The organism is Candidatus Wallbacteria bacterium (assembly GCA_028687545.1).
Classification (GTDB): Bacteria; Muiribacteriota; JAQTZZ01; order JAQTZZ01; family JAQTZZ01; genus JAQTZZ01.
Genome location: JAQTZZ010000029.1, coordinates 1 through 22,126, shown reverse-complemented (window position 1 = coordinate 22,126; position 22,126 = coordinate 1). Strand labels below are relative to the sequence as shown.

Annotated in this window: 20 protein-coding genes; 16 read left to right on the top strand and 4 right to left on the bottom strand. The window is 45.2% G+C overall.

The window, feature by feature from the left end:
- Window positions 1–5: 5 nt before the first annotated feature.
- The 4 genes from pstB to PHW04_12170 all read left to right on the top strand — a co-directional run bounded on the left by pstB (window position 6) and on the right by PHW04_12170 (window position 5,252).
- A complete protein-coding gene (gene pstB, locus PHW04_12185; GenBank protein MDD2716641.1) occupies window positions 6–761 on the top strand; it encodes a phosphate ABC transporter ATP-binding protein PstB in 756 nt (251 codons plus the stop codon).
- 18 nt (window positions 762–779) lie between these two features.
- A complete protein-coding gene (gene phoU, locus PHW04_12180; GenBank protein ID MDD2716640.1) occupies window positions 780–1,457 on the top strand; it encodes a phosphate signaling complex protein PhoU in 678 nt (225 codons plus the stop codon).
- Between the two features lie 48 nt (window positions 1,458–1,505).
- Window positions 1,506–4,166, top strand: coding sequence for a tetratricopeptide repeat protein (locus PHW04_12175; protein MDD2716639.1), 2,661 nt, complete (start codon window positions 1,506–1,508; stop codon window positions 4,164–4,166).
- Window positions 4,167–4,310: 144 nt separating this feature from the next.
- A complete protein-coding gene (locus PHW04_12170) occupies window positions 4,311–5,252 on the top strand; it encodes a hypothetical protein (GenBank protein MDD2716638.1) in 942 nt (313 codons plus the stop codon).
- 144 nt (window positions 5,253–5,396) lie between these two features.
- On the opposite strand, the gene PHW04_12165 is transcribed toward PHW04_12170, so the two are convergent.
- Window positions 5,397–6,260, bottom strand: a complete 864-nt coding sequence (locus tag PHW04_12165; GenBank protein ID MDD2716637.1) for a formylglycine-generating enzyme family protein — start codon at window positions 6,258–6,260, stop codon at window positions 5,397–5,399.
- A 282-nt stretch (window positions 6,261–6,542) separates the two neighbouring features.
- Between PHW04_12165 and PHW04_12160 the strand changes: the two genes are divergently transcribed.
- Window positions 6,543–7,490 (top strand): DUF4097 family beta strand repeat-containing protein, encoded by a 948-nt coding sequence (locus tag PHW04_12160; GenBank protein ID MDD2716636.1) that lies wholly within the window; start codon window positions 6,543–6,545, stop codon window positions 7,488–7,490.
- The gene (locus PHW04_12155; protein ID MDD2716635.1) at window positions 7,487–7,846 is read left to right on the top strand and encodes a DUF2089 domain-containing protein; all 360 of its coding nucleotides are present in this window, start codon (window positions 7,487–7,489) and stop codon (window positions 7,844–7,846) included. Before PHW04_12160 ends, PHW04_12155 begins: the two co-directional genes overlap by 4 nt.
- Here PHW04_12155 and PHW04_12150 read toward each other — a convergent pair whose 3' ends face one another.
- A complete protein-coding gene (locus tag PHW04_12150; GenBank protein ID MDD2716634.1) occupies window positions 7,847–8,371 on the bottom strand; it encodes a thioredoxin family protein in 525 nt (174 codons plus the stop codon).
- Window positions 8,372–8,585: 214 nt separating this feature from the next.
- Here PHW04_12150 and lepB point away from each other — a divergent pair, with 214 nt between their 5' ends.
- A complete protein-coding gene (gene lepB, locus PHW04_12145; protein ID MDD2716633.1) occupies window positions 8,586–9,245 on the top strand; it encodes a signal peptidase I in 660 nt (219 codons plus the stop codon).
- A gap of 135 nt (window positions 9,246–9,380) precedes the next feature.
- Window positions 9,381–9,749, top strand: coding sequence for a hypothetical protein (locus tag PHW04_12140; protein ID MDD2716632.1), 369 nt, complete (start codon window positions 9,381–9,383; stop codon window positions 9,747–9,749).
- Window positions 9,750–9,849: 100 nt separating this feature from the next.
- Here PHW04_12140 and PHW04_12135 read toward each other — a convergent pair whose 3' ends face one another.
- The gene (locus PHW04_12135) at window positions 9,850–10,662 is read right to left on the bottom strand and encodes a hypothetical protein (GenBank protein ID MDD2716631.1); all 813 of its coding nucleotides are present in this window, start codon (window positions 10,660–10,662) and stop codon (window positions 9,850–9,852) included.
- A gap of 295 nt (window positions 10,663–10,957) precedes the next feature.
- Here PHW04_12135 and PHW04_12130 point away from each other — a divergent pair, with 295 nt between their 5' ends.
- Window positions 10,958–12,091: an aldo/keto reductase gene (locus tag PHW04_12130; protein ID MDD2716630.1), complete on the top strand. Its 1,134-nt coding sequence runs from the start codon at window positions 10,958–10,960 to the stop codon at window positions 12,089–12,091.
- A gap of 77 nt (window positions 12,092–12,168) precedes the next feature.
- Here PHW04_12130 and PHW04_12125 read toward each other — a convergent pair whose 3' ends face one another.
- Window positions 12,169–12,732: a DUF1697 domain-containing protein gene (locus tag PHW04_12125; GenBank protein MDD2716629.1), complete on the bottom strand. Its 564-nt coding sequence runs from the start codon at window positions 12,730–12,732 to the stop codon at window positions 12,169–12,171.
- Window positions 12,733–12,975: 243 nt separating this feature from the next.
- On the opposite strand from PHW04_12125, the gene PHW04_12120 reads away from it, so the two are divergent.
- The 7 genes from PHW04_12120 to PHW04_12090 form a co-directional block, all read left to right on the top strand.
- Window positions 12,976–14,238: a hypothetical protein gene (locus tag PHW04_12120; GenBank protein MDD2716628.1), complete on the top strand. Its 1,263-nt coding sequence runs from the start codon at window positions 12,976–12,978 to the stop codon at window positions 14,236–14,238.
- Between the two features lie 46 nt (window positions 14,239–14,284).
- Complete coding sequence (locus PHW04_12115) at window positions 14,285–14,650, top strand: ImmA/IrrE family metallo-endopeptidase (protein MDD2716627.1); 366 nt, start codon at window positions 14,285–14,287, stop codon at window positions 14,648–14,650.
- Between the two features lie 50 nt (window positions 14,651–14,700).
- Window positions 14,701–14,892 carry a DUF4258 domain-containing protein gene (locus PHW04_12110; GenBank protein MDD2716626.1) on the top strand — a complete coding sequence of 64 codons (192 nt, stop codon included), beginning with the start codon at window positions 14,701–14,703 and terminating at the stop codon, window positions 14,890–14,892.
- The gene (locus PHW04_12105; GenBank protein MDD2716625.1) at window positions 14,879–15,121 is read left to right on the top strand and encodes a YgiT-type zinc finger protein; all 243 of its coding nucleotides are present in this window, start codon (window positions 14,879–14,881) and stop codon (window positions 15,119–15,121) included. The genes PHW04_12110 and PHW04_12105 overlap by 14 nt, the downstream gene beginning before the upstream one ends.
- 880 nt (window positions 15,122–16,001) lie before the next feature.
- On the top strand, window positions 16,002–17,222 hold the full coding sequence (locus PHW04_12100) for a hypothetical protein (protein MDD2716624.1): 1,221 nt from the start codon (window positions 16,002–16,004) through the stop codon (window positions 17,220–17,222).
- Window positions 17,209–18,984: an ATP-binding protein gene (locus PHW04_12095; GenBank protein ID MDD2716623.1), complete on the top strand. Its 1,776-nt coding sequence runs from the start codon at window positions 17,209–17,211 to the stop codon at window positions 18,982–18,984. Before PHW04_12100 ends, PHW04_12095 begins: the two co-directional genes overlap by 14 nt.
- A gap of 122 nt (window positions 18,985–19,106) precedes the next feature.
- Window positions 19,107–22,126, top strand: a 3,020-nt coding sequence (locus PHW04_12090) for a hypothetical protein (protein MDD2716622.1), incomplete at its 3' end; no start/stop codon positions are given.

The following is a 22,126-nucleotide window of genomic DNA, read 5'->3' as shown; positions in this document are numbered from 1 at the left end:
TGATGATGGACTATAAAATACAGGCTCTGGATCTGAATCTTTATTATGGAAAATTCCAGGCCTTGAGAAATGTGGAAATTTTCATCCGTCCAAAGACAATCACGGCTATCATCGGACCTTCCGGCTGCGGGAAATCTACGCTGCTGCGCTGTTTCAACAGGCTGAATGAATTGATTAAACATGTGACAGTCAGCGGGAGGATTCTGCTGGACGGCAAAGACATCTATTCACCTGAAATGAGCATGACCATGCTGCGCCGCCAGGTGGGAATGGTCTTCCAACGGCCGAATCCTTTCCCTATGTCGGTTTTTGAAAATGTGGCATACGGCCCCAGGGTACACGGAGAATTCGAGCGGGGAAAACTCCTGGAAACAGTGGAAAAGAGCCTGTCAGCCACCATGCTCTGGAAAGAATTGAAGGACAAACTGGACTCCCCTGCCCTTTCGCTCTCGCCTGAACAGCAGCAGAGGCTCTGCATCTCGAGACTTCTGGCTGTGGAACCTGCAGTTCTTCTGATGGATGAACCGTGCTCGGCGCTCGACCCTATCTCTACAGGCCATATCGAAGACCTGATGAGGGAGCTGGCGAAAAAGTACACGATCATCATAGTTACGCACAACATGCAGCAGGCTGCGCGGGTATCGAGCGAGACAGCCTTCATGCTGCTGGGAGATCTGGTCGAATTCGGTGATACTACAGCGATCTTTGAAAACCCGCATGACAGAAGGACTGAGGAATATGTATCCGGACGATACGGATAGAATAGAAAAGGGAGGCACATGTCTAACCATCTGCATCACGAAGTGGAAAAACTGAAGGACAAAATCTTGGCTCTCACCGGAGTCGTCAAAGACGCGGTGCAGAAAGCTGTACGTTCGGTGGAGGAGCTTGATCCGGAACTCGCTCAAAAAGTCATCGAGGGAGACAAAAAAATTGATCGCACTGAAGTGGAGATAGAAGAAGAGTGTCTTAAGCTTCTGGCTCTTTACCAGCCTGTAGCTACGGACTTGCGCTTCATCGTGGCAGTGCTCAAAATCAATCATGACATCGAGCGCATCGGGGACCTGGCCGTGAACATTGCGGAACGTACCCTGTATCTCTCTAAATTTCCGCCAGTGCTGGTACCCTTCAATTACTCGCAGATGCGAACCAAGGCTCTGGGAATGCTGAGCGAGAGCCTGGACGCCCTGATGAGGCACGATGCCCATTCCGCTAGAGAAGTCAGAGGTTCCGACAATGAAGTGGACGACATCAACCGTGAAATGTATGCTAAAATCAGCGAAGCAATCAGGATTAATCCTGAGCAGGTGGAACTGATGCTGAGCTATCTCTCAGTCAGCAGACAGCTTGAACGCATCGCGGATTCAGCCACCAATATTGCGGAAGACGTGATCTATCTGATCGAAGGCCATATCGTGAGACACAAGAAACCAATGTATCCTGAGACCGACGATTGACCATTCTTGTCCCTCGACTCAGAAACAGATCTTCTATATAATGATTCCATGCTGCGTCAAATTACTCCTGCTCAGGTAATTTTTCTGGGGCGCGAAACTGAACTGAACAGATTGACAGGCATTGCCGCAACCCAGAAAATCATTGTCATCGGCGGGATCGGGGGGATCGGCAAATCCGCCCTGGCCATGCATCTCGCATTCCAGCTCAATCAGACTGATTTCAAGGACCGGGTCCTTTTCTACACCTGCAAAAGCGAATGCTCCAGATTGGAATTCTTCACTGAAATTCAGGAAGAAATACGCAAACTGGCAGGCAAATCCCAAAATATCACAGCACAGTCGGACTATCTGTTCGATCTCATCGAAGCACAGCGTCTCTGCCTGTTTCTGGATGATTTTCATCTGCTCGAAGAACCATCTGCCTGGATCGTCCGCAAAGCCCTCAGTACTTTATCTCAAGGCAGACTGGTCCTGGTAACCAGGAAAAAAATTTCACTCTCTCCCCTGGAACTGGTGGATGTCTTTGAAATGCAGCTTTCAGGTCTGAAAACAGCCCAGTCAGACATTTTCATCCAGCAGATACTCAAAGTGCACGACCTCTCTCTCCCCCCTGAAACAATTTCGGCTGTCAGCTCGAATTTGGACGGCCATCCTTTATCCATCAAACTGTTCATGGGGATTCTTTTGACGGGCGGCCATTCTCTCGAAAACCTCCTTAATCCTGCTTCCGAATTTTATGATAAAATCGGTGAATTCCTTTTAAATCAGATTTTCCAGGACTTGAATCAGGAGCAGCTGCATCTGGTCTACATCCTCTCGCTGGCAAGGCTTCCCCTTAAAATGAATTACCCGGGCAAACCTGAAGCGGAACAATTGCGGTTTCTGCGTAAGCATTACATTATTGAAACAGACGCCAGCGGTGCGTATTTCATCCATGGTCTGATCAAGGACTATGTCGCAGCACGACTAAAACCCGGACTGGAACTCAAGCTTCAGCTTGAAATCGCAGACAGGCTGAGCCAGAAAAAGTCAATTGAACTCTCGGATGTAAGGGAATCCTGCTATCACTATCTGAAAGCCAGGAAAATTGTCAGAGCAGTGGAAGTTTTGCTGGATTTCAGCAGGAACTTTCTGTTCCTGGCTGAAGAAGCGGACAGTTATTTCACACTGCTCGAGGATCTGCTGAGTAAATGCGGTCAGCACAGGCGGCAGGATCTTCTGAAAGAAAAAATCTCGCTCCTCATTTACTGGAACAAGCTTGACGAAGCAGATAAACTGATTTCAGAAATCACGGATCAGGCGACAGAACTGTTTCTGGCCGGGAAGATCGCCCTGAAAAAAGGTAAACCTCTGGATGCCTTTGCAAGTTATTCCAAAGCCGGGAAACATAATCCGGGGGAATGGCTTTCAGCCGAAATCCATGCCAATTTAGCCACTTGTGCTGTTTTGATGAATAATCCAGAAAAAGCGGAAGCCTGTTTTCAAAAAGCCGTGGAAATCGCAGCCAGAAACTCATTTCATCTGTTGAAAGCGAGAATCCTGTTAAACTTTTCCACGCAACTTGTGATCTTCGGAAAGCCGGACCAGGCATTTTCCTGTTGCCTGTCGTCCGTGGATATTTACCGGAAATGCTTGTCAACTCCTCAACTTGCTACAGCCCTGTGCCTTCTAAGCGAACTGTACCTGGACAGACGCGACTTCAAAAATTGCCTGCTCTGCCTGACTGAATTGAAGACTCTCACTGAAAAAATGACGGACAAATATCTGTACACCTACTCTTTTTATCTGGAAGCTGAAATCTCTTTTCTGGAAGGTGACTTTCACAAAGCCCTGACTCTCAAACTGAAAGCCCTGGAACTGGCCGAGAAATACGGGATCAGCCGTACTGTAGCTTTGATTTACTGCGACCTGGGCAGAATCTATTCACGTCTCAGGAACTTTCCCAAAGCGGAATCAGGCTTTAAGAAGTCGCTGGAACTCTTCGAGCAAATCAATCATCCACTTTCCAGAGCTTACGCCGAGCAGGAATATGGTCAGCATTTAGTGTCCTGTGGAAAATTGAGCAGGGCTTTGGACATTTTCACTAAAATCAGTGATTTCGCCAGAGGCAATGATCCGGAACTGTATTCCAAAGCGCTTTTCTTTCAATCCCGCACTCTGGTCCAGCTTGGCAGAACCGGAGAATCAGAGGAATCTGCCAAATTGTTCGAACTGGAATTTGCCAGGCTGCCGGAACAGATCAGTGCAAGGCTCTCGCCTGAATTCCAGTGGTATAAAAGCGCTTTCCTGAAAGCCGGTTCTAAATTAACCGTGCTTTCTCCGCAGGGAAAAAGAATCGTTTCAGCTGCAGAAGATTTTGCGAATCAAGTTGAAACCGCAGAGTCTGAGATCTTTATCGATTTCGCTGCCAAAATACTGCGGGTCGATGGAAATAAAATCCCGTTCTTCAAAAAAAACATCCTGGTATCCTTGCTCTTCAACCTGGCACAGAAACCAGGCAAAATAATATCACCCAGGGAAATCTTTCAGAGCGTCTGGGGCCGGAATTACGAGAATGCAAGCGACGCTGCAAATCTGCGGATGAACATTTCCAGGCTGCGCAGAATTCTGGATAAGAGACAGGATCGTTTCATCAAGTCAGCCTTGGAAGAGCAGGGATATTTTTTCGATCAAAACTGCGGATATCTGGTGATTTTTCAAGAGGAATGACCGGCATTTGTTTTATTGCAGGATTTTGTAACTGGAATTACAAACCCTCCCTGGTAATAATAACTTCAAGATATGAAGCTGTAACAGAAACCTCGCTGCACTCGGTTCCTTAACAGCTTCAATAAAACAAATCGAGGAGGAAAGATGTACAGGACAAACAGGATGATGGCAGTGCTTCTGGGGGTGATTTTGATGGCTGGATCTGCTTACGCAGCCACTCTTACAAGTGTCGTAGGGGTGAATGTGTGGGAAAAAGTGAATCCTCTGCATAAAACCCATTATACTTATCTGCAGGGTACTTTCGACAATCTGGATGCAGCCCTGGAAAATGCCAAGAAGAATACTGACATCGCAGTGGAACTCGCACTCAACGAGGCTGAAATGATCCTGAAAATCGACAAAACCGCCATGGACTACAAAGTCGATTATTCCACCAGCTTCCAGCCAACCGGCGCCAGGGAAAAAGTAAACTCACTCGGCACCATCAACAGCATCGTGAAAGTGACTGTCTGGCTGAAGTCCAATCCTGATAAAACCACCAATTATGTTTACCTGCAGGGCCTTTACCCCTCCGAAGAAAAAGCCCTGGAAGCAGCCAAAGCCAATACAGACGCAGCGGTCGAAGCAGCAGTTACAGAAGCCATGATTCTCTTGAATGCCAATGATACTGATCTGCAGTATTCAGTCAGTTATGCCACCTCTCTGAAGAGCATGAAATCCACCACATCCAAAGATCGCGCAGACTGGAAGGTGCAGTACAGGCCGATCCTGGTGGTGGAATGCTGGAGCTCCGAAGCCGGCAGCCTGGCTAATGCAATGGCATATCCCGGAAAATATTACCTCAAAAAAGAAATCGATATCAGGAATGAAAACAACCGTGATTACGCCTGGTATAACACTGAATCCGAAGCAACTGCCCAGGCTCAGGCTAACATCAAGGCACATTCGGCTCAGATCGAGGCCAATATGCAGGCCAATGTCCCGAAGATCCTGGGCATGGACGAATGGCAGCTTTCCGAAGGCATGATCAGCCTGAATGTGGAAATTTCTTACAAGGTCAAAGCGGAAAATCATCTCGTTTTTTAAAAGCTCCCATACTCTATAAGAAGAAAGGGCTGTCCATTTTGCCGGACAGCCCGCCAGATATTAAAATCAGCCTTTCCGTCAAAACAGGGAGAGGCTTTTTTCTTTAATTCAAAGAAGCGCAGTGCATGAGTGTAACTCGAAGTCTTACGGGCTGTAAACCAATCTAATACCGACACCGTGGCTTCTGCCGACAGGATTGTGGGGGATACGATTCGCTGAGCGGCACATATAGTCTTCACTGTGCCACGAGCCTCCCCTCAAAACCCGCCAGGTGCCACTCGTCGGTCCCTGTGGGTCTTCCGCTGGAGAGTTCAGGTAAAAATTTCCACCATACCAGTCATTGCACCATTCCCAGAGATTCCCGCACATGTCATACAATCCCCAGGCATTAGGCTGCTTTCCACCCACATCCTGTGTCGTCATGCCGCCGGCATCATCATACCACATGCAATTCCCGTCAGCCTGATCCCCCCAGTAATACTTGGTCTCTGTTCCGGCTCTGCAGGCGTACTCCCATTCGGCTTCTGTGGGTAACCGGAATTTCTTTCCGGTTAACTGGCTCAGTTTCCTGATGAATACCTGGCTGTCATCCCAGGATACCATATCAACCGGTCTCTGATCGCCCCTGAAACAACTGGGATTATTGCCCATCACTGACTGCCACTGGGCCTGGGTTACTTCATATTTATCGAGATAAAAACCTTTTGTGATGATTACGGTGTGAGGAGGCTTTTCAGTATTATACTGGCTTCCCATCGTAAAGCTTCCGGCAGGAATCCACACGAATTCCATTTTTACGCCATTACTGAATTCCAGGGATCTGCTGCCTGCATTCCAGGTAATATTTCGGGTTGCCGGTGATGCCAGCCCTGCTATGGTCTGCTTCGGCTGAGAAGCATTGCCGAGCAGTTTTTCCCCACCGGTCACCATGAAGAGAATCAGCAGAATCCAGAGTGGATTCAAAGCTTTTCTGCATTTTACAAGCTCACTATTTGCGGGTTTGCACATGGTATACCTCGCCTAATCCTCTCTCTCCAAGAGGTTCCTGGATTTGATACCGCCCGTTGATAAGCATGTCATTTTCAATCCTAAAACATTATAATTTTTTTTCAAGGTTATACAAAATAAAAAGGTGATTTCTCCACCTCACCTCTGACCAAAGTTGGGGATCTGGTCTCTGAAAACCCCTTTTTCAGATCGGTCACTGGTAAGTTTTGATTGTCATTTGTTGATTTTATTTTTCTATTTTGGTATTTTCTTTTTATATTTTGATAATTCCGGAGGAAATTCATGAATGATGAGCAAAAAGAAGTACTGCAGCTGGTAAAAGACGGGGTAATTAATGTGGATGAAGCTGAACGGCTTCTGAATGCACTCAGGGAAGGGGCTAAAAAACGGAGCGAGTCCAGCGACCCTGCTGGCAATGGACTGAGCTCAGTCTTCACCTCGATCAGGGAAAATCTCTCTGGAATCGGTCCCATGATCAGGGACAGCCTTGCAGAGATCGGGCCTGCAATCAGCAACGCCTTCCAGGACCAGGAATTCGCTTTTAATCCGGATGAATTCACGGAAATCGATTCCACTGCAGAATTTGAACTCCAGCCTGGATCCAAACTGCTCGTAATCAGTGACAGACATGACACAGAGGAAGTGCGGATTGAAGCATATGCAGGCAGTAAGTGCTGCATCTCTTCAAGTGATGCCAGGCCCAGGATTTTCCAGAAGGGAAATGCCAATGTTGTTAAATGCAGGGACGGATCAGTTTCCCTCAAAGTACCGGAAAACATATCTCAGCTTGGAATTAAAATTGTGCTGGGGAACATCACAGTCAAATCCTCTCCCTTCGAAGCCAACCTGAAAACCATGAACGGAAACATCGAGGTTTCTTCCATTTCCGGCAAATTGACTGCTAAAACAATGAACGGAAATATCAGGTTGAATCTGACAGATAACTGGAACAGCGAGCTTTCAGGAGTCACAATGAACGGGGACGTTTCTTGCATGCTCTCTGATAAGACTTCTGCTGATCTGAATTTATCCACAATGGCAGGAAAAATCGAGGTGGATCATTTCGCGAAAGTAAACATCAGTTCAGCTGATTTTCCGTTCCGCAAGCTCAACGGAATAATCGGAGAAAATCCGACCGCCAAAATCCGCCTGAAAACGATGTCAGGAAATGTGTGCCTGAAAAAAACCGCGGAATCAGCAGGGAAAACCTCAGACGGAGCAGCGGTATGAACGACAAGATCCTTCCGCATGCCTGCCCGGCCTGTGAATCAGACCTGCAGATCGTCAGGCTCAAGTGTCCTGAGTGCGGCACAGAGGTTTCAGGCCAGTTTATTCCTTGTCCGGTCTGCAGGCTGGACGAGGAACTCAGAGGACTGTTCGACATTTTTCTGAAATCCAGGGGAAACCTGAAACAGGTGCAGCGGGAACTGAAACTCTCTTACCCCACAGTCAGGCAGAGGATGGAAATGATGTTCCGCAAGCTGGAAGGCAAGCCTGACCAGGCAGACCCCAAATTAGTGCTCGAACGCCTCAGAGCCGGTGAAATCACAGTCGACGAGGCTGACAGTCTGCTGCGTGGGGAATAGTCATTTTTTCAATAGACCCTTGAGGTGCTCGACATAGGCCGCAGCACCTCCTTCCTTGTAACCGGTGGTGGCCAGTAAATTCCCGCCTGCGTCCAGCAGCAGCACTGTAGGGTATCCCTGGACTCCATATTTGTCGGCAAGTTTTCTGTTCTGGGCAGCGGTTTCAGGGGGAAGCTGTTTCCTGTTGGGAAAATCCACCAGGAAAAGCACCAGATTCTGCCCTGCAAATTGCTTGAATTCAGGCTTGGAAAACACTTCCTCGTCCAGCTTCATGCACCAGTGGCACCAGTCTGAGCCGGAAAAATCGGCGAGAATGACTTTGCCTTGCTGGCCGGCCTTTGCTTTGACAGCTTCTAAATCCTGCAGCCATTCCACCTCACCGGTCGCCAAGGCTTGATCAGCAGTTGTGCCGGGTGCAGGCAGGGCTTTCTCAGTGATAACCTCAGGTGCCGGAACATCGGTCTTTACTTCTCCGCAACCTGTGAGCAGCAGACAGCACAGTGGAAAAATCAACTGAATTTTCATAAATCCTCCAACATTCTATAAAATATTTCTATCAGTTTCCTGCAAAAAAAGCTAATCTTCCATGGTTCAATAAATAATGAACTGGACTGGAAACTATTTTCCAGGTGCAGCTTTTCTTTAATCATCAAAACAGCTCAACTGCAGTGTTACTTCTGATATTAACTCTTGGTATATAGATTGCTTTACCTTGTTCACAATATTTTGGAGGCAGTTTATGAACTCTCTATTTAAATCAATCCAGGCAGCCTGGGGCAGGATTTCTGATCTGCCAGGCCGGTCGATCAGAAAGATGCTCCTTTTTTTGATGAGTTCTCCTGTAGAGAGCAAAAACTCGTTTTCAAAAAAGGATCGGATTGCAACCGCAATCGGCACTTCACTTAATTTCGTGATTGCTCCTTTGGTTTTCACGCTGATTCTATGGTCCACCTGCGTCCAGGGGTATGTAATTCCAAGCGGCTCGATGGAAAACACTCTTCAGATCGGCGACCGCCTGTTCGGCAACAAGCTTGCTTACCACACAGGACCGGTCAAGCGGGGCGATATTGTGATCTTCAAATCTCCTGTGGACGGAAAGCCCTGGGTCAAGCGCGTGATCGGCCTGCCTGGAGATGAGATCGAAATCAGGAACCACACCCTGATCAGGAACGGTATTTCAGTTAAAGAACCTTATCTGAAAGCTGAAATGAAAGCAGACTACCCTAAGATTACAGTCCCGAGCGGCAAGCTTTTCGTGCTTGGCGACAACCGCAACAACAGCAATGACAGCCGTTACTGGGGCTTCCTGCCTGAGCGGAACGTGCGCGGTAAGGGTCTTCTGATTTATTGGCCCATTGGAAGAATGCGAATGCTGAACGAGAGCCCTAGCAGCAAGTAATTCACCAATCGATTTTCTGTCTGGCTGTTCAAAAATAGCCGGATGCTAGGCATGAGAGGCTCTAACAAATAAATTTGCAAGAGCTTCTACACAACGATGCAGATGGCTGTTTTTCAACAACCAAGGAGGACTGACATGACTGAACTGTATTACAATCTCGCCTACCTGCTCTCAGCCACGCTGACAGGTTTTCTCTTTTTGAGGCGGCTTTCAAGCTGCGCTTCTCAGGATGAATTCAATCGCCTGAACGGATCTGGAGACAATCTTGCCTTTGCATCAGGTGTGATCCTTTTTCTCTGTGCCCTGCCTGTGAGAATTTCTGTGCTGCAGACAGTGATGATCCTGATGGCTGCAGGTCCCCTGTTTTTCATTTTCTATTCCAGGCCGTTTGTCATGATGGCGCAGAAGGCGTTCCAGAAAATAGACAGCAGGTCCCAGCTTGTTTTTGTGGCCTTGCAGATCTTACTTGTGGCCACAGTTGAGCATACCAGGGGGATTTACTAGCAGACTTTTACACTGTACTAAAACTTACAAACTTACCAACTTACCAACTTACAAACTTACCAACCTCTTGCTGTGCCCAAGCGATTACATGGAAAACAGTCTACAATCCAGATGAACATTCCAGCGTATCAGGGAATCCTGCTCCGGCTTCCCTGCAGGCAGTCATGATCATGGAAGAGACGAATCCGATCGCATCTTGGAGCAGTCCTTCGGAAATCTCGCGCAGCTTACGGTCCTGCCGCCCGAAATCATTCACCCGTCTCGGCTTGCCTTCGCTTTGGAAGATGTCTTCAAGATAAGTTCTGTTCTTTTTGATGATTTCATAAAGAGTCTGGTGCAGATTTGAAATTAGAATCTGGGGTTCAGGCTTCATTTTCTCCACGTCAGGCCAGAGTTCATCCGCGAAAGCTGACTCGAACTTCGAATGCAGGCCATGCTGCCTTCCCCTGCCGTCATATTCCCTGGTCAGGTGCAGCGGCTGGTAAAGATCTTCGCAATAATGCGAGAGAAATGCCAGATTATCGACTGCAGACCGGAAATCCTTGCTCCTGATGGATTTAACAAGCAGGGAATATTCTTCTTCAATTGCATAGGGCAGATTTCCGTTCCTGTCGATGAAGTTGAGGTCATGGAGACGTTCAAAATCCGATTCAGACGGCAGTCCGACAGCCAGTTCAGGATAATTCTCAAAGTCCAGGAAATGCCTGGCTGCCTCATCAGACCTGTAATCCTTGACTCCGTCCACACGGGCGGCCATCAAGGATATTTTCTCATGATTCTTCCAGAGACCTGGAGATTCTGCTGCCAGATTTTTTAGCGCTAAGTCAGTGATCCTGACATGCGATTGATGTCCCCAGCCGAAGGCCAGGCTGCTGATGAACAGGAGTGCAACCACTGTCAGCTTTATTTTCACACATCCTCCATACTCGTTGCGGTCTCTGCATTATACAAATTTCACAGCGTTTTAACAAACAACTTGAGTTGGCAAATTTTTATGGTGTGCAGCCAAAAACTCTGCGGTGAACTTGATTTGTGGCGGATTCTGTCCTTCCATGGCTGTTGAAAAATCCGTCGGATTTTGTTACAGCCATGGATGGCCACCCCACAAGGGATTCAGCAGATCATTTTGGAAAATTTGCCAAAGTCGAGAAATAAGGGCGAGTGCCTGCTATAATATTACCTGATTGAGCCATCTAAAAGGAGCCAAAATGCAATACCGCAGTTTAGGAAAGACAGGCCTGGAACTATCCAATCTCGGCTTTGGAATGATGCGCCTGCCGATGATTGATAATGATTACGGAAAAATCGACGAGATTCTGGCTGAGAAGCTGATCCTTCACGGAATAGACAATGGAATCAACTGGCTCGATTCAGGATATTCCTATCACATGGGTAAAAGCGAGCCTTTCATGGGGCGCGTAGTGAAAAAGAACGGGCTGCGCGACAAAATTCTGCTGGCCACCAAGCTCCCGGTCTGGGAAGTGCGCGATAAAAAGGATTTCGGCAGGCTGCTGCATGAGCAGCTGGATAAGCTGCAGACAGACCATATAGATCTCTACCTGCTGCATGCCTTGAGCGACTTGAGATGGGCAAAGGTGCGGGATCTCGGAGTAGGGGATTTTCTGGACAAAGCCATCAGTGACGGCAAGATCAGGGCAGCAGGCTTTTCCTTTCACGACGAGCTGTCTGCCTTTAAAACCATAGTTGATCAGTATAACTGGAGCTTCTGCTACCTCCAGTATAATTACATGGATTCCACCTACCAGGCAGGGACAGAGGGCCTGAAGCTGGCTGCAGGGGCCGGCATGGGAGTGGTGGCCATGGAACCCGTGCGGGGCGGCAGCCTGGCCAGGGCACCTAAGGAGGTGCTGGAAGCTTTCACGAGATCAGGTAAAAGCTGGAGCCCTGTGGAATGGGCGCTGCGCTGGGTCTGGAATCATCCGGAAATATCAGGCCTTTTGAGCGGCATGAATGCCATGGAGCAGGTGGAAGAAAACCTGAGGGTTGCGGGCTCTGCCGGGCAGGAAGAGTTAAGCAAGGAAGACCTGGCGATAATCGAGCTCGCCAGAAAAACATACAAAGCCCGGATCAGGGTGAACTGTACAAAGTGCGGATACTGCATGCCCTGCCCTGCAGGAGTGCAGATCCCGCGCATCCTGGAATTTTTCAACAATCGCCATATCTTTGACGACAAAAGGGGCGGCACTATCTCCTATACAATGCTGCTTACTCCGGAGCAGAGGGCTGACAAATGCGTATCCTGCGGCCAGTGCGAGAGCAAATGCCCGCAGCACATCGGCATCATCGAGGCTCTGTCTGAATCCCACAAGGAGCTGAGCTAAAATCCGAAACCCGAAATCCGTACCGGGTCTATACATTTGACAAAAACTTTTAAGACATTGAAATGAATTGAGGTTGTCTACTGTTTGTCAGGGCTGCAACCTGCCAGAAACCGTGCGGTATTCACGTTCCGCACTGTCATCAGCTGATACGATCTGTGGCCGATCAGCCTGTTCAGCCGGCTTTTGTTGTAATTCTCCCGCCTGACGTTCCAGAACAGCGCGCCTTTCACGTAGCGCATGTCGATGAATTCCATGTTCACCGGCAGTTCAGAGAGGATTTCCTCTGAGTCGATTTCCGGAAACAGATAGGCCACATCAGTCCTCTGAGCGGAATCGTTCCGCCAGCCAGCCGGAATGGCGTCAGCTATCTTTTTCATCTCTATTCTTGTTTTGATCAGGATCTCTGCGTAGAATCCAAATTCCTTTTCAAGTGCAGCTGCGATAACATTTCCGATGTTTTCCGCTTTCCCGTCTGATGCGAAAATCACATTGCCGGAATTGATGTAGGTCGAGACGTCCGCACAGCCGATGGACTCGAACATGGACTTGAGCCTGGCCATTTCCACGCGCTTCGTCTTCCCGACATTGATTCCCCGGAACAGGGCCACGAACCCGGTAAACTTCCGTTTGCCTTCTGTCATATCAGATCCTGAATTCCTTTCCGGGATTCTCTAAGCATTTATCGTGTAATCTTTCATGGCTTTATCAATGATCTGAAATTCCAGGTAGCGCTCTGCCCGGACAGAGAGTATGTCTTCATGTTTTAATGATAGACTGCAGTGAAGGAATAATCAAAAGAATCGGGCCCTGGATACCCTTCGATCCAATCCGATTGCTCAAGCTCAAAAATAGGGATAGAATGTCTGCAGGAGGCGGATGCCATCATGTTGAGCAGACTGGTTATCTGTTTCGTTCTGGCGGTCTGCCTGATCGCCGCGTCCGGGCAGGCACGGGAGGCTGTGCTTCCGGAAACAGTCAAGATTCTCCCTGTTTTCTTTGTCCCAAAGGATGAGCCTGCGCCCACTGACGAACAGGCCGACCGGCTCATGCGGCATCTCATCTGGTCGCAAAAGAGATACTGCGAGATGCTCAGGAATCAGGACACTTTCGCCATCGCCGAACGCAAACCCCTTGTTTACCGGGCCATGCGGAAACTGTCATTTTACCGGGAGCGGCCTGAAGGCTTAGTCGCCCTGGCTGTCAGCGAACTGCTGGCAGAGCTGAATTTTACCCGCTACAACTGCCCCTATATCCTGCTTGTCGTGGTGATGAATCAGACCGAAGATTTCCCCGTAGGCTGTGGCTGCCCGCTCAACGGCGGACTCAACAGGGGCGGCGGCGTCCTGGTCCTCTCTTCCTTCTCCCTGGACAGAGCGCCCAATTTCCAGTCCACACTGCAGCACGAGCTTGGCCACTCATTCGGCCTGCCCCATGTGGATGAATACGGATATGACATGAATTCGAACAACTCGATCATGTCATACAACCTCAAGCACCATACGAATCAGTTTGCCGCAAGCCTGACACCAGGGGAACTGATCCCTGAAGATGTCCGCGCACTGGCGCTCTGCAGGAGGATATTCCCCAGGCTCAGTTTCGACCGGAAAACGGATCTGCCAAAGGACTACAAACTGGCAGAACGGATCGTACCTATCTGGCCCATGAAAATACCGGGCCAGCCTGATGGCTGGTGGACGATTTCCACCGACTCAGGAGAAGAATACGAGAGCAAGGTTTCAAATCTCCAGATAGGTTTGATCTGTCCGAACAGGAAGGACGGTACTGTGACTTACGATTCATCTGCCATGTGGCACTCGGCAAAAACCGGAACTGGCTGGGTATCTTTGCAGATTTCCTTTCCCAAAGGCGTGGATCTGAGCCGGATCGTGATTCATTCCCAGCACAGCGGAGAGTACCATATCGCAAAAGCGGCACTTTTAGCCGTGAAAAAGGCTGCCGGGTTCTCCCGGATCATTGAGACTGACCTTGACTCAGCTGATGCAGTGATTGTTTTCCCCCCGACAGGCGGCAGGGTGTGGAAGCTTGATCTCCGAGCCGGTGAAAGCGGATACGTTGTCCTCCGCGGTTTGCAGTTCTTTTCAGGGGCTGAGGAGCTGTTCCCTCCGATGCTGCCGTATCAACAGTGACAGGAGACAGCATGGCAGGCAAGTCGCCGGGCAGCTTCCTATTGCCATGACTTTGAGACTGGATCGCAGAGATAATTTCTGGTTCACACTATTGCATGAAATCGCCCATATTTTGAAAAAAGAAACTAGAACTGATGTTGATATTTATCATCAAACCCCTGATGAAATTGAGGCAAAAGCCAATGCCTTTGCCTCAAGCCACTTGATACCTGAAGAACGCTATCAGGAATTTCTGGGTACAGCTTCACCTCTTTTTACCAGAAACAAGGTCATGGTTTTTGCAAAGAAAATAGGTGTTCATCCTTCCATCGTTGTCGGCCGCCTCCAACACGAAAATAAAATCCCCTGGTCTAATCTGCGGAATTTGATGGACAGCATTAAACCGGTTTTTGCAAAGTATATAATCCAATAAATCCAGGAGGCACCTTGAAATTCCCACTGATTTTGTTGATAATATGAATCATGTTTGACATTAATACGGTTATCAGCGCTCTCAAGGATAAAAAGATCCGGATTACGGACCATTCTGATGAGGAAGCTCAGAACGACGGATTGTCATATGATGAAATTTTCTGTTCAGTCATGAACGGGGAAATCATTGAAAATTACCCGGATGATACTCCATATCCAAGAGGAAAAAATGATCCCCTTTAAGAAATGCCCTGTCTGCAAGGGTGAAGTGATGGAAAAGGAAGTGGAAAAACTGCTTCGCGGTGGAAAGAACACTGCCATAGTAAGAGTAAAGGCTGAAGTATGCCTGCACTGTGGCGAAAAGCTGTTTCCCGAGGAAACAATCCGGAATTTTGAGCTGATCCGATCAAAGCTGGAAAAGGAAGACACCAAGGATTTCAAGCTGATAGGGAATTCATTCCAGATCGTTTAGAAGTTCGTGGAACAGGTGGTCATGGCAGGGTAGTAACAGTGTTAGACATTATACTTAGCAGAAGATGGGGACATGTCGTCCCCAAATACCTTCCTGCCTAAGCCACGACTTGTCCCCATCGGAAGGCGATCAATTTCGGCATGAAGGCGTAAATGATGATAGAACCCATCTCCAAAAAGCCTGTTCAACCTAAAGGAGTAGTGGAATGACAATTGGCGAGACGCGACCCCTTTTCTGCTCCAGCAGCGATGTGATGGCCCGGGCAGCTTCCTCAAGATCCTCTTTTGTGTAATCTTTCATTGTTTTATCAATGATGTGAATTCCAGGCTGAACTCTGATCAGACCGCGCGTGTGTCTTCATGCTTTAATGATAGTCTGCGGTACAGGATTAATCAAAAGGATCTGACCGAAATCTGTACCATTCTCTCCATCTGCACCTGTTGTTTTCAATACTTCTTTGATATTTTCGCATTCCGCGTGCCTATGCATTCGGGCTGAATTTCAAAATCAGCGGTTTTGCGCGGAAAATACCGTAAATTCTACCTAAAAACTTTTAGGTAACAGTTAGGTCTAAGTTAGGTCTCATTCAGGTGCTATCAAGGTGCTGTCTGAAAACAGGCAAAAAATGAGCATTTCAGGCATCAATTTCCTGTTGAAGTCAGGGAGCGTATCGCCGCTTATTTTCCTATTGCTCAGTATTCCGGTCTCACCCGAAAAGGTGATTGACGAGTTCCCGAATCCGAATAAAATTAAGTCGTGATCTAAAAAAGGTGGGATGATGTCTGAATTCTATGTGAATATATTGTTTATCGATTGTATTAAATGAGGCATAACTTATGATTATTAATTTTGCCTCTAGTTTCATTTAAAGGAGCAGCATTTGACCGTAAACAGGAGATCAGCAGATTATACGATCAAGGGTTTTCTTTATCAGTTCAACAAAACCATTCTTGAGATCCTTAACTCGTCGGATAGCACAATTGTTACCGTCGAAGGTATCATCGAAGATATTGATGTATCAACACCGACTGGTATAAAGGCCATTCAATGCAAGTATCATGAAGCCGTCGAAAAATTCACACCGAGTGCCATATTTAAGCCGTTGCTTCAAATGATGGACTCTTTCACTCAAAATCCAAATGCAGATGTAAAATACATTCTCTTTGCTCATTTCCCCGATCTGTCAGAAACAAATGCACCAAGTAAATGTGGTGTTAATGAACTAAATGCTGCTCTCATGTCTAAAGATGCTAAACTTGCTCCACTGATAAAGAAACTTAAAGGCAAAGTAAATGTTACTAAGTTTAGAAAAGTGTTTACTTTACATGCTGGACAGACTTATGACAAGCTTGTAAGCGATGTACACGCTGCTATTATCAGTGCAGGTATTCCGAAGGATGATATCGATACTCTTGCATATCCGAACGCACTTGAATTGATTGCCAATATCAGCTGTAAACACAATCCAAAGGAACGCAAAGTAAGCAAAAAACAACTAGTTGATCGTTTGATAGCAGTTAAGAAAACAGCAATATCCAGATGGACCTTAGCGCTTGATTCTCGAGAAAAACTTCTTAAAGAACGTAGAAAGCAAATGAAGCAGAATCTTAACATTAATACGCGATTGCGCTATTTTCTTGTAAACTGCGAATCATTTGATGATTTTGACACTGAATTTGTTTTACTCATCAGTGACTATTTAGGGAAATACCATTTTAAACAAGCACATACACAAACTCCCCTTTTTTGCCTAAGGGCAGCTGATAAGGTTTTCTGGGAAATTCAAAAAAGGCTTCACCAAAAAAAGATAATTACCAATGATGGTGATATTAAAATTGATTTTGACGAGAACAGGTTTTTTAGAGAACCTCTGAAGATTAAAAAATCAGCCGGTGTAATACAACGGGAGTTCGATCTCCGCATTTTGCAGTGGGGGACCAATGTGTCAATCCTCGATAGGCATAAATCAGATGATTTATTCATTCTGGGGCACAGCGATTCCATAGAGCTAAACACTAAAGATGTAAATGTAGAAGTGTTAGATACATACTCAATAAAAGAAATCAAATACATGTTAGGAGTCTGTGATGGATATGATTAAAATTGGACAGGTTCTATCATGCTCATCTGAGTCAATCGATATTACAGTGGATAGTCTTGCTATATTCGAGCAAAACAAAAACAGTCTCCAAGTTGGTCGTTATCTGAAAATTGCCCAGGGTAACAGGGACTTCACTATTGCCGTAATCAACAACATTAAAGGGACTAACTCTCTAGACAAAGAGGATAATCCAAAATGGCAATTCCAGATAACGTGCCAAGCTATAGGCACAATCATCGGAGATAATAATGGATTCGAAAGAGGAAGCATGCTCCTTCCTGTACCGACCGAATACGTATACCTACCAGATCAGAAAACGCTCGACATTTTGTTTTCTTCAGATGTAAGCTATGATTTTCCGCTAGGAAACCTTTCGTTGAACAAAAGTATTGAATACAAAATAAACGGAGACAGATTTTTTAGCAAACATATTGCAATTGTTGGTTCTACTGGTTCCGGCAAATCATGTGCTGTGACAAAGATAATCCACGATGTTGTTGGTATCGCCGATCAGAAAAACACCAACAAAGGAAAACAAAACAACTCGCATATCGTGATTTTCGATATTCATGATGAATATTCAGCAGCTTTTAATCTGGAAAAAGAGCAGTCTTTCACACTGAACAGACTGGATATTGATTCTCTTGCTTTACCTTATTGGCTCATGAATTCAGAAGAATTGGAGAGTATGTTCATAGAAAGCAATGAGGCGAATTCTCATAATCAGGTAAGTCAGTTTAAGCTTGCGGTCATTCTGAACAAAGAAAAACACAATCCGACAATCAAGGATATTACTTATGATACACCTGTCTATTTTTCAATTGAAGAAGTTTATCGATTTATCGATAACATGAATCGTGAAGTTAATGGACGTTGTACAAATGAGAACTGCCCTAAACTTGCAGATAAATCCCTTGTCAAAGACAGAACGCTTTATTTTGACAAAGTTTGTGAATTCGTCCAACCTTCAACATCAAAGGACGATAAAGCTACAAACGGGACCTTCAATGGTGAATTCAACCGGTTTGTTTCCCGTTTGGAAACAAAGCTCTCTGACAAAAGGCTTCGTTTTCTGCTTCATCCTGAGAAAAATGAAAAAGAACCATATAAAACTGGTGATTTTCATGAGATAATACAACAATTCATGGGTTATCTTACAAAAGCCAATGTTACGATTGTGGACTTGAGCGGAATACCTTTTGAAGTGCTCAGCATTACAGTCAGTTTAGTTTCTCGCTTGATTTTCGATTTCTGTTTTCATTATTCCAAGTTGCGCCATGAAAATAACGCTCTCAACGATATACCTGTAATGATTGTATGTGAAGAAGCACATAACTATGTTCCACAAAACAATGACGTTGCATACAGGGCATCTCGCAAGTCTATTGAGCGAATCGCTAAAGAAGGCAGAAAGTATGGAATGAGTCTCATGATTGTCAGTCAGCGACCTTCGGAAGTTTCTGAAACAATATTCGCGCAATGTAATAATTTCATTGCATTGCGGCTTACCAACAATGCTGATCAGAACTATGTCAGAAGACTTTTTCCAGACAACTCGAATTCTATTGTAGATATTCTACCTAATTTGGCACCTGGCGAATGTGTTGTTGTAGGTGATGCTGTTTTACTCCCTTCTGTTGTTCAGATGTCCTTACCTAATCCCGAACCACACTCGCAAAGCACAAAAGTGTTAGAGGAGTGGAAAAAAGCATGGAAGGATGTTACTTTTCAGGATGTTGTTAAACGGTGGAGAAAAGAATGATCCTCATTGGATACTGAATATAAGATGTTGGAAGTCCAGTAACAACAAAGATCCGGAGAGTTAATCTATGATTAAATGCACACTTTAATAATATACCGTTTCCAAAATACAACCAATAACTGATGAAGGAAAAAACTTTTCAAGGAGTTTCAAAAATGGGGAACTATGATTTTAAGGAGCTATCACCTCGATCTTTTGAACAAATGATTCAGGCTCTTTCTTACAAGATTTTAGGGCCTGGCTTGGTTGTTTTCGGAGATGGCCCTGATGGAGGTCGCGAAGCTACTTTTCATGGGTGCACTTCGAAATTTCCTTCAAGTACACAAATTTGGAACGGTTATACTGTTGTTCAAGCTAAGTTTTGTCAACGACCAAAGGGGAACCTATCAATTGATACCAAATGGTTACTTAATGAGTTAAAAAAAGAACTGGATTCTTTCGCTGCCTCTGAATCCAAGAGAAAGAAACCCGAATATTACATTCTAGTAACCAACTTAGTACTTTCTCCTGTGCAAGACAAGGGTGGCAAGGATAAAGCAGTTGCCCTTATCAATTTGTATAAAAAAAGACTTGGTTTGAAAGATTTTAGGGTGTGGGATTATGACCAACTCTGTGGTTATTTAGATAATAACAAGGATGTAAGATGCGCCTATGCGCTATGGACGACTCCTGGTGATGTGCTATCTAAGCTTGCTGCAGTCGCGGAAGGTTTGCTACCAGATTTTATAAAGGTAATGCTGAATTTTCTTCAAAAAGAACTGTTAGATGATCATTATTCAAAACTTGAACAGGCAGGGCACAGTCCCGAAAACAGAATACCTCTGGAACAAGTGTTTATAGATCTTCCTACTTTTTTTGAAAGAAGATCAGAAGCACCAATTGAAGATGCTCAGACAAGCCAATTACCACCTGGCTTTTTATCCTACATTTTACAGAAAGAATCAATTTGCTTTAAACCTGGAGAAATTTTCTCATTTTACATTCCTAACACAATAACATCCTTAGTGTCATTTGAAGAAGGGCGATATGTTTTAGTCGGTGGTCCCGGTCAAGGAAAATCAACATTAACTCAATTTCTTTGCCAGATACATAGAGTGAATCTTCTCAATAATAGAAGCTGCTTAGATAAAGATGTTGTAAGTGCTATCAATTCAATAATCGCACAATGTAAGGTTCAATGCATTGATATAACTTGTGCAAAACGCTTCCCCTTTCGTATCGAGCTAGCCAATTTTGCTAAAACTCTTGCCACTACTAATAATAATGAAGTAACTTCTGTCCTTTCTTACATCGCCTCAACCATCAAAGAAAGAACACAATATCAGGTTACAGTCAATGTTCTCAGGATTTGGTTGAAAGAACATCCTTGGTTGCTAATCTTCGATGGACTAGATGAAGTCCCTCCTTCTAGCAATCGAAAACAAATTCTTGACTCAATAAGAGATTTTCTAGTTGATGTGTCCACATGTGAAGCAGATGTATTGATATTAGCAACAACAAGACCACAAGGATACAATGATGAATTTTCACCCACTCGGTACGAACACTCATGGTTAGCCCCATTATCCATTGCTCGTGCACTTCATTATGGAAAAAATTTAGTTGAGTTAACATACCATCACTTTCCGCAAAGGAAAAAGGAAATAATGGATAGGCTACAAGAAGCTGTTAAAATTGATGCATCAGCCCGTCTTATGGGTAGCCCTCTCCAAGTTACAATAATGGCGCGTTTGTTAGCCCAGATTGCTAAACCTCCTCAAGAGAGATACAAATTGTTCCACCAATATTACAAGGTTATTTATAGAAGAGAAATGGAAAGAGGTGTTCAGTCTCTATCGCAACTACTTCAAGATTATGAAGCAGATATCGATACTATACATTTCTATACAGGACTGCTCTTACAAATTGAAAGCGAAAAGACTCAACACACAGATGCAACTTTGACTATTGAGGATTTTAAAAACATTGTCCGAGGAAGGCTTAGCATTGAAGGGCATTCTGTTGAAGAAAGAAATAAACTCGCAGATGAAATCACTAATTGTGCAACAGATCGACTTGTTTTTCTTGTTCCATCACAAAGCGGCCGTGTTGGATTTGAAATTAGATCATTACAAGAGTTTATGGCCGCAGAGGCACTGCTGGAAGGTAAAGATGATATTGTTGTCGAAAGAGTTAATGCTATTGCAGGAATTCCCTTCTGGCAGAATGTTTTATTATTCGCTGCAGGGAAATGCTATGCCGAGAGGCAATGGCTGCGTGATAGTCTCACAGGAATATGTGCGACAATGAATGACAATCCCAATGATACACTTTCTCATATTGTACATGCAGGTTCACGAATTGCTTTATCTCTTTTAGAAGATGGTTCACTACGCAAACAACCTCGTTGTTTTCTCGCACTTACAAGAAAGGCATTGTCATTGTTAACATTGCCACCATCACATGTGCACGATCGTTTAGCCGATGTATATGAACCCGAAAATGAAGATGTATTCCGTGAAGAAGTTGAGCATTTTCTCAACCATCATAACATTATTGAAAATTTAGGAGTTTGGCGGCTATTGCTACGCCTTACTAGTAAGAGATCAACAACTTGGGCATATGACCTTGCTGAAAAGCATTGGCCTTCTGAAACTAAATCGCAACAAATTATTTTTGATAATATGGATATATTCCATCACTGGCTTATTAAAAAATACTTAGAATCATTTTTTAATATGCCATATCTACTTCCCCGTGATTTTGGACATTCTTTCAATGATGCAAAGGAAAGATTGGGTTCAATAAAGAAAGAAAGCATTCGATATGCTCTTGACAGAGAACTATCTGTTTTCAGGCCAAAGAGATGTGTCTCATTTTCGATTTCCTCTAGAAACAAGCTTCTTTTTCCAATTATTTTTTTTAATGAGAACCGAAAATCCCCTCCTGCTTCAATAGGAAAATTAAAACAATTTCATCCTTATTGGACGGAACTAATTGCATCTTGTCAGTTCATTGATAATCCTTCTAGTGTAAGTCTTTGTAACGCCTTATCTCTTGTAGCTAGTAAATTACCTATCATAATGCCGCATAAGTATAGGTTACTTGGAAAATCACCATGGCCTTTAGCTGTGTGTGTATCCTCGGAGAATGGACCAATTGA

Coding starts and splice junctions, on each gene's coding strand:
- PHW04_12130 (MDD2716630.1), top strand. CDS start 10,958: ATGCAATACCGCAGTTTAGGAAAGACAGGCCTGGAACTATCCAATCTC.
- PHW04_12095 (MDD2716623.1), top strand. CDS start 17,209: ATGGATATGATTAAAATTGGACAGGTTCTATCATGCTCATCTGAGTCA.
- PHW04_12125 (MDD2716629.1), bottom strand. CDS start 12,732: ATGACAGAAGGCAAACGGAAGTTTACCGGGTTCGTGGCCCTGTTCCGG.
- lepB (MDD2716633.1), top strand. CDS start 8,586: ATGAACTCTCTATTTAAATCAATCCAGGCAGCCTGGGGCAGGATTTCT.
- PHW04_12165 (MDD2716637.1), bottom strand. CDS start 6,260: ATGTGCAAACCCGCAAATAGTGAGCTTGTAAAATGCAGAAAAGCTTTG.
- PHW04_12170 (MDD2716638.1), top strand. CDS start 4,311: ATGTACAGGACAAACAGGATGATGGCAGTGCTTCTGGGGGTGATTTTG.
- PHW04_12105 (MDD2716625.1), top strand. CDS start 14,879: ATGATCCCCTTTAAGAAATGCCCTGTCTGCAAGGGTGAAGTGATGGAA.
- PHW04_12175 (MDD2716639.1), top strand. CDS start 1,506: ATGCTGCGTCAAATTACTCCTGCTCAGGTAATTTTTCTGGGGCGCGAA.
- PHW04_12150 (MDD2716634.1), bottom strand. CDS start 8,371: ATGAAAATTCAGTTGATTTTTCCACTGTGCTGTCTGCTGCTCACAGGT.
- PHW04_12115 (MDD2716627.1), top strand. CDS start 14,285: ATGACTTTGAGACTGGATCGCAGAGATAATTTCTGGTTCACACTATTG.
- PHW04_12160 (MDD2716636.1), top strand. CDS start 6,543: ATGAATGATGAGCAAAAAGAAGTACTGCAGCTGGTAAAAGACGGGGTA.
- PHW04_12155 (MDD2716635.1), top strand. CDS start 7,487: ATGAACGACAAGATCCTTCCGCATGCCTGCCCGGCCTGTGAATCAGAC.
- phoU (MDD2716640.1), top strand. CDS start 780: ATGTCTAACCATCTGCATCACGAAGTGGAAAAACTGAAGGACAAAATC.
- PHW04_12140 (MDD2716632.1), top strand. CDS start 9,381: ATGACTGAACTGTATTACAATCTCGCCTACCTGCTCTCAGCCACGCTG.
- PHW04_12120 (MDD2716628.1), top strand. CDS start 12,976: ATGTTGAGCAGACTGGTTATCTGTTTCGTTCTGGCGGTCTGCCTGATC.
- PHW04_12110 (MDD2716626.1), top strand. CDS start 14,701: ATGTTTGACATTAATACGGTTATCAGCGCTCTCAAGGATAAAAAGATC.
- pstB (MDD2716641.1), top strand. CDS start 6: ATGGACTATAAAATACAGGCTCTGGATCTGAATCTTTATTATGGAAAA.